This is a genomic window from Streptomyces sp. NPDC036822 (assembly GCF_055609145.1).
The window spans coordinates 86,675-100,520 of record NZ_JBVJPY010000012.1; the positions used below are offsets into that span (position 1 = coordinate 86,675).

General features: G+C 71.9%; 11 protein-coding genes. All 11 read left to right on the top strand.

Annotated features, from left to right (window positions below; genetic code table 11):
* Positions 1-112: 112 nt before the first annotated feature.
* Positions 113-1,396, top strand: coding sequence for a DUF6716 putative glycosyltransferase (locus tag ACZ68P_RS25270; RefSeq protein ID WP_471009889.1), 1,284 nt, complete (start codon positions 113-115; stop codon positions 1,394-1,396).
* The gene (locus ACZ68P_RS25275; protein WP_471009890.1) at positions 1,396-2,712 is read left to right on the top strand and encodes a cytidylyltransferase domain-containing protein; all 1,317 of its coding nucleotides are present in this window, start codon (positions 1,396-1,398) and stop codon (positions 2,710-2,712) included. Before ACZ68P_RS25270 ends, ACZ68P_RS25275 begins: the two co-directional genes overlap by 1 nt.
* 14 nt (positions 2,713-2,726) lie before the next feature.
* Positions 2,727-3,626: an N-acetylneuraminate synthase family protein gene (locus ACZ68P_RS25280; protein WP_471009892.1), complete on the top strand. Its 900-nt coding sequence runs from the start codon at positions 2,727-2,729 to the stop codon at positions 3,624-3,626.
* Positions 3,627-3,757: 131 nt separating this feature from the next.
* Positions 3,758-5,080, top strand: a complete 1,323-nt coding sequence (locus ACZ68P_RS25285) for a hypothetical protein (protein ID WP_471010162.1) — start codon at positions 3,758-3,760, stop codon at positions 5,078-5,080.
* Positions 5,081-5,196: 116 nt separating this feature from the next.
* Positions 5,197-6,411, top strand: coding sequence for an amidohydrolase (locus ACZ68P_RS25290; RefSeq protein ID WP_471009893.1), 1,215 nt, complete (start codon positions 5,197-5,199; stop codon positions 6,409-6,411).
* 377 nt (positions 6,412-6,788) lie between these two features.
* Positions 6,789-7,829 (top strand): BMP family lipoprotein, encoded by a 1,041-nt coding sequence (locus ACZ68P_RS25295; protein WP_471009895.1) that lies wholly within the window; start codon positions 6,789-6,791, stop codon positions 7,827-7,829.
* A 194-nt stretch (positions 7,830-8,023) separates the two neighbouring features.
* The gene (locus ACZ68P_RS25300) at positions 8,024-9,628 is read left to right on the top strand and encodes an ABC transporter ATP-binding protein (RefSeq protein WP_471010164.1); all 1,605 of its coding nucleotides are present in this window, start codon (positions 8,024-8,026) and stop codon (positions 9,626-9,628) included.
* Complete coding sequence (locus ACZ68P_RS25305; protein ID WP_471009897.1) at positions 9,625-10,737, top strand: ABC transporter permease; 1,113 nt, start codon at positions 9,625-9,627, stop codon at positions 10,735-10,737. Before ACZ68P_RS25300 ends, ACZ68P_RS25305 begins: the two co-directional genes overlap by 4 nt.
* On the top strand, positions 10,734-12,023 hold the full coding sequence (locus ACZ68P_RS25310; RefSeq protein WP_471009900.1) for an ABC transporter permease: 1,290 nt from the start codon (positions 10,734-10,736) through the stop codon (positions 12,021-12,023). The genes ACZ68P_RS25305 and ACZ68P_RS25310 overlap by 4 nt, the downstream gene beginning before the upstream one ends.
* Positions 12,020-12,424: a cytidine deaminase gene (locus ACZ68P_RS25315; RefSeq protein ID WP_471009902.1), complete on the top strand. Its 405-nt coding sequence runs from the start codon at positions 12,020-12,022 to the stop codon at positions 12,422-12,424. The genes ACZ68P_RS25310 and ACZ68P_RS25315 overlap by 4 nt, the downstream gene beginning before the upstream one ends.
* Positions 12,425-12,505: 81 nt before the next feature.
* Complete coding sequence (locus tag ACZ68P_RS25320; protein WP_471009905.1) at positions 12,506-13,783, top strand: thymidine phosphorylase; 1,278 nt, start codon at positions 12,506-12,508, stop codon at positions 13,781-13,783.
* Positions 13,784-13,846: the final 63 nt, after the last annotated feature.

The window sequence follows — 13,846 nt, forward strand, 5'->3', positions numbered from 1 at the left end:
CCGTTTTCAGAAGGCGTAACGGTGCTGTTCACCGTTTGTTGCGTCCCAGTTGGGCCGACCACCGGAATGCCTCTCTAACGTCCTCGGCGTGCCAGCAAGTACCAGAGAAACGGTGCGTGTCGCCGTACTCGCCGACTCCGACACCCGGTGGAAATGGGGCGCGCTCACCGCGCGCCGGATCACGGCCGACGCCGTCGAACCCACCGGCTTCCTCCTGCGCGGCCGGGCCACCCCGACCGCGCGCCAGCTCGCCGAGACCGGGGCGTCCACGACGCCCCCGCGCGAGGTGACGGGAGCGGAGTTCCTGCGCGCGGTACGGGACGCGGCGGCCCGTGACGAGGGGTACGACGTCGTCGTCCTCGCCCTCGTCGGGGGCACGGTGCGCGCCGTCCTGCACGGGCTGGCCGAACTCGCCCTCGACCGGCGGCCGGTGATCGTCACCGGGTATGTCGGCGTGGTCTACGAGAAGCTCGCCGACGGCCTGCTGCTGCGCCACGGCGCCGACGTCGTCCTCGCCAACTCCCGGCACGACGCCGAGCGGTTCCGCGCGGTGTACGAGGGGGTGGGAGCCGACCCCTCCTCGGTCGTCGAGGCCGCGCTGCCCTTCCTCGGCGGCGCCCCCTACGCCCCCGAGCCCGGCCGCGACACCCTCGTCTTCGCCGCCCAGCCGTCCGTGCCGGCCACCCGCGCCGAACGCACCTACCTGCTGCGCAGGCTCGTCGGACACGCCCGCAAGCACCCGGAGCGCGAGGTCCTCCTCAAGCTGCGCTCCAAGCCGGGCGAGCACACGACGCACCTGGAGGAGCTCCCGTACCAGCGGCTGGTGCGCGAACTCGCGGTGCCGCCCAACTTCCGCCTGGTGTACGGCCACATGGGCGAGGTGCTCGACCGCACCGACCTGCTGGTCACGGTCTCCTCGACGGCCGCGCTCGAAGCGCTGCACCGGCGCGTCCCCACGGCGGTCCTCACCGACCTGGGCGTCCGCGAGGTGCTCGGCAACCATCACTTCATCGGCTCGGGACTGCTGACCTCCTTCGACCGCCTCGACGCCGACGCACGGCCGACGCCGGACGAGGAGTGGCTCGCGCGCCAGGGAGTGGCCACCGCCGGCCGCGTGGGGGGAGGCTCGTACGCGACCGCCTTCGACGCGGCGCGGGCACGCGTGGGCGAACTGCTGGTCCGGCCGTCCGGGCTGCCCCCGATCGCCCCCTACTACACGGCGGAGACGGCCCCCGGCTACCTGCCCGGCATCCTCGCCCGCCACCGCCTCGACGTGACCGCCCCGGAGCCGCGCGACAGCGGACTGCGCCGCGTGGTCCGGGAGGCGGCGCGGGGCGCGTACCGCCACGGCGTCCAGCGCGTGGCACCCGTCATCCGCAGGCTGGGAGAACTCTGATGACCGCGACGAAGCCGACCGCTGCGAGGGCGTCCGCGGGGCAGCCGACCGCGACGGGGACAACCGCGACGGAGACCACCGCCGGGAAGGCGACCGCGACGGACGCGAGCACCTCCCTGCCGGAGCGCACGGGCACCGTCCTCGCGGTGATCCCGGCGCGCGGAGGTTCCAAGGGCGTCCCCGCCAAGAACCTGGCCCCCGTGGCGGGCGTCCCGCTGGTCGCCCGCGCGATCCGGGCCTGCCTCGGTGCCCGCCTGGTCACCCACGTCGTCGTCTCCACCGACGACGCGGCGATCGCGGCCGAGGCCCGCGCCGCCGGGGCCGAGGCGGTGCACCGTCCGCCGTCCCTCTCCGGTGACACGGCCACCAGCGAGTCGGCGGTCCTGCACGCGCTGGACGCCTTCGAGGCCACCGCGGGCCGGCGCGTCGACACCGTCCTGCTCGTCCAGTGCACCAGCCCCTTCCTCACCCCGGCGGACGTCAACGGCGCCGTCGGGGAGATCGCCGCCGGCGCCGACACGGCCCTCACCGTCGCCCCCAGCCACGGCTTCCTGTGGCGGCGCACCGGCGAGGGCGCCGAGGGTGGAGGCACGGGCGTCAATCACGACAAGGCCCACCGTCCCCGCCGCCAGGACCGGGAGCCGGAGTACCTGGAGACCGGCGCCGTCTACGCCATGGACGCCGAGGGCTTCCGTACCCACCGCCACCGCTTCTTCGGCCGCACCGCGCTCGTGGTCACCGACCCGTCCCGGGTCCTGGAGATCGACGACCCCCACGACCTGGCCCGCGCCCGCGCCCTCGCGCCGCTGCTCGACACCCCCGTCACGCCCCGGATCGACGACGTCGACGCGATCGTCCTCGACTTCGACGGCACCCAGACCGACGACCGCGTCCACATCGACGCCGAAGGACGGGAGTTCGTCTCCGTGCACCGCGGGGACGGCCTCGGCATCGCGGCCCTGCGCCGCACCGGCGTCCCGCTCCTGATCCTCTCCTCCGAACGGAACCCCGTCGTCGCCGCCCGGGCCCGCAAGCTCCGGATCCCCGTCCTGCACGGCATCGAGCGCAAGGACCTCGCCCTCAAGCAGTGGTGCGAGGAGCAGGGGATCGACCCCCAGCGCGTGCTCTACGCGGGCAACGACGTCAACGACCTGCCCTGCTTCCACCTCGTCGGCTGGCCCGTCGCGGTGAGCAGCGCCCACGACTCCGTACGGGCCGCCGCCCGTGCGGTCACCGTCACCCCCGGTGGCTCCGGAGCCATCCGCGAGATCGCGGCCTGGCTCCTCGGACCCGAGCTCCACACCCCCGACGCGTAAGGAACACACGAGCCATGAGCACCGACACCCGCACCCGTACCTTCGGCAGCAAGGTCGCCGGCCCCGGCCACCCCGTCTACATCACGGGCGAGATCGGCATCAACCACAACGGCGACCTGAACAAGGCCTTCGCGCTCATCGACGCGGCCGCGGACGCGGGCTGCGACGCGGTGAAGTTCCAGAAGCGCACCCCGGAGATCTGCACCCCGCGCGACCAGTGGGACATCGAGCGCGACACCCCCTGGGGCCGGATGACCTACATCGACTACCGCCACCGCGTGGAGTTCGGCGAGGACGAGTACAGCGCCATCGACGAGCACTGCCGCAAGCGGGGCATCGACTGGTTCGCCTCCCCGTGGGACACCGAGGCCGTCGCCTTCCTGGAGAAGTTCGACGTCCCGGCCCACAAGGTCGCCTCCGCCTCCCTCACGGACGACGAGCTGCTCCGCGCGCTGCGCGCCACCGGCCGTACGGTCATCCTCTCGACGGGCATGTCGACCCCGAAGCAGATCCGCCACGCCGTCGAGGTCCTGGGCAGCGACAACATCCTGCTCTGCCACGCCACGTCGACGTACCCGGCCAAGGCCGAGGAGCTGAACCTCCGGGTGATCGACACGCTGAAGGAGGAGTACCCGAACGTCCCGATCGGCTACTCCGGCCACGAGACCGGCCTGCAGACCACGCTGGCCGCCGTCGCCCTCGGCGCCACCTTCGTCGAGCGGCACATCACCCTCGACCGCGCGATGTGGGGCTCCGACCAGGCCGCGTCCGTCGAGCCGCAGGGCCTCCAGCGGCTGGTCCGCGACATCCGCACCATCGAGACCGCGCTCGGTGACGGCGTCAAGAAGGTCTACGAGTCGGAGCTCGGCCCCATGAAGAAGCTCCGCCGGGTCCAGGGGCTCGTCGCCGCATGACCGGCCAGCTGGCGTTCGTCGAGAGTCCGGTCCAGCTCCTGAACGTCCTGGAATGGGCCCACGCGGCGGCGTCCGCCCCGGAACGGGACGCCGCCGCCACCCCGGCGCCGGACGCCGCCTCCACCGCCCCGGTGCCGGACCCCGCCGCCACCGCGGGCCCGGGGGCGGCCCTCCCGGCCCTTCCGGCCCAGCGCACCCGCCTCCGGACGGCGACGGTTCCGGCCGACCCGGCGGGCCGGCCCCCGGCGGCCCCGGGACCCCGGGCGGCCACGCCATCCGCATCCCAGGCGCCCGCACACCAGGCGCCCGACGGGACCCTCGCCCCGGCACCCCAGGCGGCCGACGCCCCGGCCCCCGGCGCCGCCGAAGCCCCCCTCACGCCCCCCACCACCGAACCGGCTCCCGGTGCCGCCCCCACCCCCGGGTCGGCCTCCGACGCTCCCGCCCCCGCCCCGGCCTCCGGCGCCCCCACCCCCCGGCTCACCATCGTCGTGCTCTCCCCGACCGACCCCATGTCCCGCGGCCAGCTGCGGCGCATGGCACAGCTGGCCCGTGACGAGGGGTTCCACGTCCGCTGGCAGGAGGCCCGCGGGGGCCGTGGGGCCCTCGTCCGGACGCTGCGGGACCTGGCACCGCTGCTGCGGGCGGCGGACCGGGTGATCGTCGGTGACCCGTTCTCCCGCTACGTCCAGCTGCTGCTGACCCTGTTCGGTCCCCGCCGGCTCACGGTCGTCGACGACGGCACCGCCACGATGGAGTTCGCCGCCCAGCTCGCGCGCGGCGAGCGCCTGGTCCGCTGGCACCGCAAGGGAAGCCGGGGTCCCCGCGAGCTGGTCCTCGCCCCGGTCTCCGCCCTGGCCCGCCGCCGGCTCGCCCCCGCCCGGCACCGCACGGTGGAGATCTTCACCTCGCTCCCCGTCGACCCGCCCCCGGGCACGACGGTCACGCCGCACACCTTCGCCTGGACCCGGGCCCGCTTCGGGCCGCCCCGCCTCACCCGGGGCGCCGACCTCGTCGGGACCTCGCTCGTCGAGACGGGCGTGGTCGACGCCGACCGGTACGCGCAGGCCGTGGCCGACCTGGCCCGCGCCCACGGCGCGACCCGGTACTTCGCCCACCGCCGCGAGAGCACCGAGAAACTGCACCGGATCGCGGTGGAGACCGGGCTCGAGATCGTCCGCCCCGACCTCCCGCTGGAGGTGATCGCCCGCCGCGGCCCCATCGGCCGTACGGTGGTCAGCTTCCCGTCCACGGTCGTGCACACCCTCCCGCTGGCCCTGGAAGGGACCGGCGTCAAGGTCGCCGTCTGCGAGATCGCGCCCGAGTGGCTGAGCGCGCACGTCTCCCCCCGGGCCCAGGGCTTCCTGGCCGGTGTCGCCGGCACCGCGGCCCACGAGGTCGACCGGCTCACCGCCCGCGCCGCCCCGGCCGTCGAACGGCTCGAATTCGGGTGAGGTTACCCACAAGGGACGGCCGTCATGCCTCGTCAGCGGGTTTTCTTTCCCCTATCGGGTTGAACTTTTCGTGATCATCGGGCAGTTGACCACTCGGGGGGCCTACCCTTCAAAAGGTGAACCAGTTGAAGTCCCGTGAGCCCGGCTCCGTCGCCCTGCCCGGAACGCTGCCCGCGTCGCTGCGCGAAGAACTGATCGCCTTCCGCCGTGACCTGCACATGCACCCCGAGCTCGGCAACCAGGAGTTCCGTACGACCGCGGCCCTGATGGGCCGCCTGGAGGCGGCCGGCCTGGCGCCGAAGGTCCTCCCGGCGGGCACGGGGCTCGTGTGTGACATCGGCACCTGGGACGGGGTGCGCCCCATGCTGGCGATCCGCGCCGACCTCGACGCGCTGCCCATCCCGGACGTCAAGACCGTCGCGTACCGCTCCACCGTGCCCAACCGCGCGCACGCCTGCGGCCACGACGTCCACACCACCACGGTCCTCGGCGCCGGACTCGTCCTCGCCGACCTCGACCGCCAGGGGCTCCTGCCGAACGCGGTGCGGCTGATCTTCCAGCCCGCCGAGGAGGTGCTGCCCGGCGGCGCCGCCGATGCCATCGAGGCCGGTGTCCTGAACGGGGTCGGCCGGATCATCGCCGTGCACTGCGACCCGAAGGTCGACGCCGGCCGGATCGGACTGCGCCACGGCCCCATCACCTCCGCCTGCGACCGGCTGGAAGTCACCCTGGACGGCCCCGGCGGCCACACCGCCCGTCCTCACATGACCACGGACCTGATCACCGCCGTCGCCCGCGTCGCCACCGACGTGCCGGCCGTCCTCGCCCGCCGCGTGGACGCCCGCTCCGGCCTCTCGGTCACCTGGGGCCGCATCGAGTCCGGCCACGCCTGCAACGTGATCCCGCAGAACGCCGCGCTCTCCGGCACCGTCCGCTGCCTCGACCTGCACACCTGGCGCGACGCGCCCGACCTGGTGCACGCGGCGGTCGACGAGATCGCCACGCTGCACCGCGCCAAGTCGACCATCAGCTACGTCCGCGGTGTCCCGCCGGTCGTCAACGACCCGGCCGTCGCCGACCTCCTCGCCGCCGCCATGACCGCCCGCCGCGGACCGCACGCGATCGAGGACACCGAGCAGAGCCTCGGCGGCGAGGACTTCTCCTGGTACCTGGAGCACGTCCCGGGCGCCATGGCCCGCCTCGGCGTCCGCGTACCCGGCGACACCACCCGCCGCGACCTGCACGCGGGGGACTTCGACGTCGACGAGGCCGCCATCGAGGTCGGTGTGGAACTCTTCACGGCCGCCGCCCTGCTGACCGGCGGCGCGTAGCCGCGTCCCCGCGCCGCGCCGTCCCCGAGGCCACCTCTGCCGAGGCGGCGCGGGATGGCCGGAACGCTGTGGTGAGGGCCCTCCGGCGAACGAGGGTGAACCTCCGGGCGGCGACGAGGGTGAACCTCCGGCTCGCGCGGCGCGGCCTCGGTTGAGCGCCGCCGGGTCCGGTGGGAGACTGCCGGGTGAGGATCCATGAGCACAGCGTGCGGATCCCGGCCGCGGCGGAGGGGGCGCGTCCGGCGCGGGACCGGATGCTGCGCTTCGATCCGGTAACGACTCGTGAACGGGTCTTTAACTGACATCTACGCGCGTTACGATCGCCCGAAACCAGCGCCGCAAGAGGCGCTTTCGGTCAGTCTTGAAGGGACCTCCTCGTGCGCCGGGTATCCAAGATCACCGCCGCGTGTGCTGTCACCGCGGCTCTCGCTCTCACTGCCACCGCCTGCGGAGAGTCCTCCACCGAGGACACGGGCTCCGACTCGGGCACCATCAAGGTCGGTATGGCCTACGACGTTGGTGGTCGTGGCGACAACTCCTTCAACGACTCCGCCGCGCGCGGTCTCGACAAGGCCAAGGCCGACCTGGGCGTCGAGACCAAGGAGCTCACCGCCAAGAACGGTGAGACCCCGGCCGACCGTGAGCAGCGCCTCGCCTCGCTGGCCGAGGGCGGCTACAACCCGGTCATCGGTGTCGGCTTCGCCTACAAGGACGCGATCGACGCGGTCGCCGCCAAGTTCCCGAAGACCACCTTCGGCCTCATCGACTCGGTGTCCGACAAGAAGAACGTCGACTCGATCGTCTTCACCGAGGAGCAGGGCTCCTACCTCGCCGGTGTCGCCGCCGCGCTGAAGTCCAAGGACGGCAAGATCGGCTTCATCGGTGGTGTCGACCTCCCGCTGATCAAGAAGTTCGCCGCCGGCTTCCAGCAGGGCGTCAAGGACACCAAGCCGGACGCCAGCGTCCAGATCCAGTACCTGTCCACCGGTACGGACCTCTCCGGCTTCGGTGCCCCGGACAAGGGCAAGGCCGCCGCGAAGGGCATGCTCGACAAGGGCATCGACGTCATCTTCGCCGCCGCGGGCGGCTCGGGCGCCGGCGCCATCGAGGCCGTCGCCGCCAAGCCGGGCACCTGGGCGATCGGCGTCGACTCGGACCAGGCCAAGGACCCGGCCCTGTCCAAGTACGCCGGCTCGATCCTGACCTCGGTCGTCAAGAACGTCGACACCGGCGTCTTCGACCTGATCAAGTCCGTCAAGGACGGCAAGCCGCTGACCGGCGAGCACATCTACTCCCTGGCCGAGGACGGCGTCTCCCTGACCACCACGGGTGACCACCTCAAGGACATCCAGGCCAAGCTGGACGAGGCCAAGAAGAAGATCGTCGACGGCCAGATCAAGGTCGCCACGACCCTCTGACGTTCGTCGGAGGGGGGCCCGGACTGCGGCTTCGGCCGACACTCCGGGCCCCCTTCACACGTATGCCCATGGGCAGTTGAACATTTTCGCGAACGCTACGCGCGTAGCTCCCGGTCCACGCGGTATTTTTCGCCACCGACAGCGCCTGCGTCCTGCCTCATCCTCCTCACGCTCCCTGCCTAGGAGAGTGCGCCATCAAAGCCTCCAGCTCCAGTAGTCCCCACGCCGTAGAACTCCGCGGCATCACCAAGCGTTTCCCCGGGGTCGTGGCCAACCACGACATCGACATCACCGTGCGCCGCGGCACCGTGCACGCCCTCGTGGGCGAGAACGGAGCGGGCAAGTCGACCCTGATGAAGATCCTCTACGGCATGCAGAAGCCGGACGAGGGGACCATCGCGATCGACGGCGAGCAGGTGTCGTTCAGCAACCCCGGTGACGCGATCGCCCGCGGTGTCGGCATGGTCCACCAGCACTTCATGCTCGCGGACAACCTCACCGTCCTCGAGAACGTCGTCCTCGGTTCCGAGAAGCTCCACGGCATCGGCGACAAGGCCCGCGCGAAGATCAAGGAGATCTCCGACGCGTACGGTCTCGGCATCCGCCCCGACGTCCTCGTCGAGGACCTGGGCGTGGCCGACCGTCAGCGCGTGGAGATCCTCAAGGTGCTGTACCGCGGCGCCCGCACGCTGATCCTCGACGAGCCGACCGCCGTCCTGGTCCCGCAGGAGGTCGGCGCGCTCTTCGACAACCTGCGCGAGCTCAAGGCCGAGGGCCTCACGGTCATCTTCATCTCTCACAAGCTGGGCGAGGTCCTCTCCGTCGCGGACGACATCACCGTCATCCGCCGCGGCACCACGGTCGGCACCGCCGACCCGGCCTCCACCACGCCCAAGCAGCTCGCCGAGCTGATGGTCGGCAGCGAGCTGCCCTCCCCGGAGACCCGTGAGTCGACGGTCACGGACGTCCCGATGCTCACGGTCGAGGGCCTGTCCCTCAGCGCCGTCGACCCCGACGGCGTCGTCCGCGCGGTGCTCGACGGCATCACCTTCACCATCCACAAGGGGGAGGTGCTCGGTATCGCCGGCGTCGAGGGCAACGGCCAGTCCGAGCTCGTCGACGCGATCATGGGCATGCGCCACCTCGACCACGGTGTGCTCACCCTGGACGGCGCCGACATCTCCGCCGCGCCGACCCGCAAGCGGCGCGAGGACGGCATCGGCTGCATCCCCGAGGACCGCCACCGGCACGGCCTGCTCCTGGAGGCCCCCCTCTGGGAGAACCGCATCCTCGGTCACGTCACCGAGAAGCCGAACTCCAAGGGCGCCATCCTCGACCTGAAGGCCGCCCGCAGGGACACCGAGCGGATCGTCCGCGAGTACGACGTCCGCACCCCCGGCATCGACGTCACCGCGGCCTCGCTCTCCGGCGGCAACCAGCAGAAGCTGATCGTCGGCCGCGAGATGAGCCACGACCCGAAGCTGCTGATCGCCGCGCACCCCACCCGGGGCGTGGACGTCGGCGCCCAGGCGCAGATCTGGGACCAGATCCGCGAGGCGCGCCGCGAGGGTCTGGCCGTGCTGCTGATCTCCGCCGACCTCGACGAGCTGATCGGCCTCTCCGACACGCTGCGCGTCATGTACCGCGGCCGTCTGGTGGCCGACGCGGACCCGGCCACCATCACGCCGGAGGAGCTCGGCTCGGCCATGACCGGTGCCGCCACCGGCCACCTTGCGCACGAAGGCCCCGAGGGCGACAGCCCCGAGGCCACCGACGGCCCGGAGGACGAGGCCCGATGAAGAAGATCGACAAGGAGCGGCTGCTCCTGGGCCTCGCGGCACCGCTCCTGGCGGTCGTCGCCGCCTTCCTGATCACCGCCCTGGTCCTGGTCGCGACCGGCAAGGAGCCGTTCAGCGCCTTCGGCATTATGTTCGAGTACGGCGTGAAGTCGGACAGCCAGGTCTACATCATCAACAAGGCGACGACGTACTACCTGGCGGGTCTCGCGGTGGCCATCGGCTTCCGCATGAACCTGTTCAACATCGGCGTCGACGGCCAGTACCGCCTCGCCGCGTTCTTCGCCGCCGCCGTCGGCGGCGCGCTGACGCTGCCGGGGATCGTCCAGATCCCGCTGATCATCATCACCGCGATGATCGTCGGCGCCATGTGGGCGGGCATCGCGGGTGTCCTCAAGACGACCCGGGGTGTGAGCGAGGTCGTCTCCACGATCATGCTCAACTTCATCGCGACCGCGATCATCGGCTACCTCCTCCAGCCGGGCCGCCTGGGCCACCTGGACGCGGCCGGCACCGAGGTCGCCACGAGCCCGCTCCCGGAGTCCTCGCACTTCTTCGAGTTCCCGACCACCCCGGAGCCCATCTGGGGCTTCCTGGTCATCGCCGTCATCGCCGGCGTCGGGTACTGGTTCACCCTCTCCCGCACCCGCTTCGGCTTCGACCTGCGTACGGTCGGCCAGTCCGACACGGCCGCCGCGGCCAGCGGTGTGAACGTCAAGAAGATGGTCGTCACGTCCATGCTGATCTCCGGCGCCATGGCCGGTCTGATCGGTATGCCGACCCTGCTCAACGACTCCTACGAGTACGGCGGAGGGTTCCCGGTAGGCATCGGCTTCACCGGTATCGCCATCGCCCTCCTCGGCCGCAACCACCCGGTCGGCATCGCGCTCGGCGCGATCCTCTGGGGCTTCCTGGAGCGCGGCAGCGGCAAGCTCGAGTTCGAGGGTTACGACAAGGAGATCGTCGGCGTCATGCAGGGCGTCATCGTCCTCTGTGTCGTCATCGCCTACGAGGTCGTGCGCCGTTACGGCCTCAAGCGCCAGCAGCGCCAGGTCGGCGAGAAGCTCGCGGCCCAGGCTCGTTCCAACGACAAGACGGAGGTGTCGGCGTGACCGCCACGGCGACTTCCACCCCGCCGCCCGCGGCACCCAAGGTGTCCGGCGGCAAGGGCGGCCGCGCCCGCCTCTCGCTTCCCTGGATCCTGCTGATCGTGGCGGGCGGGCTCATCGCCCTCTCCGCCGTACGCGCCATCACCGGCGCACAGGACCTCACCTCGGCGGGCCAGATCAGCGCCGCCCTCTCCCTCGCCGTCCCGATCGGCCTCGCCGGCCTCGGCGGCCTGTGGTCCGAGCGCGCGGGCGTGGTCAACATCGGCCTCGAAGGCATGATGATCCTCGGCACCTTCTTCGGTGCCTGGGCCGGCTGGCAGACCGACCCCTGGCTCGGCGTCCTCGCCGGCATCGTGGGCGGTATGTTCGGCGGTCTGCTCCACGCGGTCGCCACCGTCACCTTCGGCGTCGACCACATCATCTCCGGCATCGCGATCAACATCCTGGCGCTCGGTGTCACCACCTACTTCGCCAAGCTGTGGTTCAACACCGGCGAGGCCGCGGCCAAGGGCGGCAGCCCCAAGCAGTCCCCGCCGGCCGAGGACATCACCTCGATCACCGTCCCCGGGCTGTCCGACTGGCTGGCCGACATCGAGAAGCACCACTGGTTCCTCGTCTCGGACCTCGCCGGCATCCTCGGCGGTCTGGTCACCAACCTCTCGCTGGTGACGATCCTCGCCGTGCTGCTCGTGATCGGCACGTACTTCGTGCTGTGGAAGACCTCGTTCGGTCTGCGGCTGCGCTCCTGCGGCGAGAACCCGATCGCCGCGGAGTCCCTCGGCGTCAACGTGTACAAGTACAAGTACATCGCGGTGGTCGTCTCCGGCGGTCTTGCCGGCCTCGGCGGCGCGTTCCTGTCGCTGGTGACCTCGCACATCTACAACGAGGGCCAGACCGGCGGCCGTGGCTACATCGGCCTCGCGGCGATGATCTTCGGCAACTGGCGGCCCGGCGGTCTCGCCATGGGCGCCGGCCTGTTCGGCTTCGCCGACGCGCTCCAGCTGCGCAGCGGCGGCCAGTCCGTGCACGCCCTGCTCCTGCTGCTCTTCGCGATCCTCGTGATCCTGGCCGTGTGGAAGGCGTACAAGAAGCGCTGGATCACCGCCCAGATCAGCACCGTCATCGCCGTCGGCGTCCTGATCTGGTACCTCGGGACGGACACCGTCCCGGTCGAGTTCGTCAGCGCCACGCCGTACGTCGTGACGCTGCTGGTGCTCTCGCTCTCCGCGCAGCGGCTGCGGATGCCCAAGGCGGACGGCATGCGGTACCGCAAGGGGCAGGGCAAGTGACGCCCGCCGTGCCGGAGGCCGTCTGGGAGACCCTGCGGGAGGCCGCCCGCGAGGCGATGTCCCACGCGTACGCGCCGTACTCGGGCTTCTCGGTCGGCGCCGCAGCGCTCGTCGACGACGGCCGGGTGGTCTCCGGCTGCAACGTCGAGAACGCCTCGTACGGCATCGGCCTGTGTGCCGAGTGCGGGCTCGTCTCGCAGCTCCAGGCGACCGGCGGCGGCCGGCTGACGCACTTCGTGTGCGTGGACGGCCGGGGCGAGTCCCTCGTGCCGTGCGGGCGGTGCAGGCAGCTGCTGTACGAGTTCGGCGGACCCGAGCTCGTCCTGGAGACTCCGGCCGGGCGGAGCACGCTCGCGGAGATGCTTCCGCAGGCCTTCGGCCCGGGTCACCTGACCTCGTAGCACCTCGGAGCGGCCCTTCCGGCACGATGGGAGGGCCGCTCTTCCCTTTCCCCCCTCTATGCGCGTAGAAAGAGGCACTTCATGGACGTCATCTCGGTCATCCGCACCAAGCGGGACAAGGGTGAGCTGAGCCCGGAGCAGATCGACTGGGTCATCGACGCGTACACCCGCGGCGAGGTCGCCGACGAGCAGATGTCGGCCCTCGCCATGGCCATCCTGCTCAACGGCATGAACCGCGGCGAGATCGCCCGCTGGACGGCCGCGATGATCGCGAGCGGCGAGCGCATGAACTTCTCGTCCCTCTCGCGACCCACCTCCGACAAGCACTCCACCGGCGGCGTCGGCGACAAGATCACCCTCCCGCTCGCGCCCCTCGTCGCCGCGTGCGGCGCGGCCGTGCCGCAGCTGTCGGGCCGGGGGCTCGGCCACACCGGCGGCACCCTGGACAAGCTGGAGTCGATCCCGGGCTGGCGCGCCCTGCTCTCCAACGAGGAGATGCTGCACGTCCTGGACACCACCGGCGCGGTGATCTGCGCGGCGGGTGACGGTCTGGCCCCGGCGGACAAGAAGCTCTACGCGCTCCGCGACGTCACCGGCACGGTCGAGGCGATCCCGCTGATCGCCAGCTCCATCATGTCGAAGAAGATCGCCGAGGGCACGGGCTCGCTCGTCCTGGACGTCAAGGTCGGCTCCGGCGCCTTCATGAAGAACCTCGCGGACGCGCAGGAGCTGGCCCACACGATGGTCGGCCTCGGCACGGACAGCGGGGTGAGGACGGTCGCCCTGCTCACCGACATGTCGACCCCGCTCGGCCTTACGGCCGGCAACGCCCTGGAGGTCCGCGAGTCGGTCGAGGTCCTGGCGGGCGGCGGCCCGGCGGACGTCGTCGAGCTGACGCTCGCGCTGGCCCGCGAGATGCTCGACGCGGCCGGGATCAAGGACGCGGACCCGGCGAAGGCGCTGGCCGACGGCTCGGCGATGGACGTCTGGCGCCGCATGATCGCGGCCCAGGGCGGCGACCCGGACGCGGCCCTCCCGGTCGCCCGCGAGCAGCACGTCGTGACGGCCCCGTCCTCGGGCGTCCTGACCCGCCTCGACGCCTACGACATCGGCATCGCCGCCTGGCGCCTGGGCGCCGGCCGCGCCCGCAAGGAGGCCCCGGTGCAGGCCGGCGCGGGCGTCGAGCTCCACGCCAAGCCGGGCGACATGGTGACGGCGGGCCAGCCGCTCGTCACCCTGCACACGGACACCCCGGAGAAGTTCGAGTACGCGCTGCAGTCCCTCGGCTCGGCCTGGGACATCGAGGCGCAGGACACGGCGTTCGCCCCGAACCCGATCGTCCTGGACCGCATCGCCTGACGGCCCTCCCCTCGGTCGAGGGGCTCACCGCCCGGCCGGCGGCCCGGCCGGGCGGAGCGCCCC

What these genes read in the sequence shown, in the direction of transcription:
- ACZ68P_RS25275 (WP_471009890.1), top strand. Translation starts at nt 1,396, where the DNA reads ATGACCGCGACGAAGCCGACCGCTGCGAGGGCGTCCGCGGGGCAGCCG.
- ACZ68P_RS25280 (WP_471009892.1), top strand. Translation starts at nt 2,727, where the DNA reads ATGAGCACCGACACCCGCACCCGTACCTTCGGCAGCAAGGTCGCCGGC.
- ACZ68P_RS25305 (WP_471009897.1), top strand. Translation starts at nt 9,625, where the DNA reads ATGAAGAAGATCGACAAGGAGCGGCTGCTCCTGGGCCTCGCGGCACCG.
- ACZ68P_RS25320 (WP_471009905.1), top strand. Translation starts at nt 12,506, where the DNA reads ATGGACGTCATCTCGGTCATCCGCACCAAGCGGGACAAGGGTGAGCTG.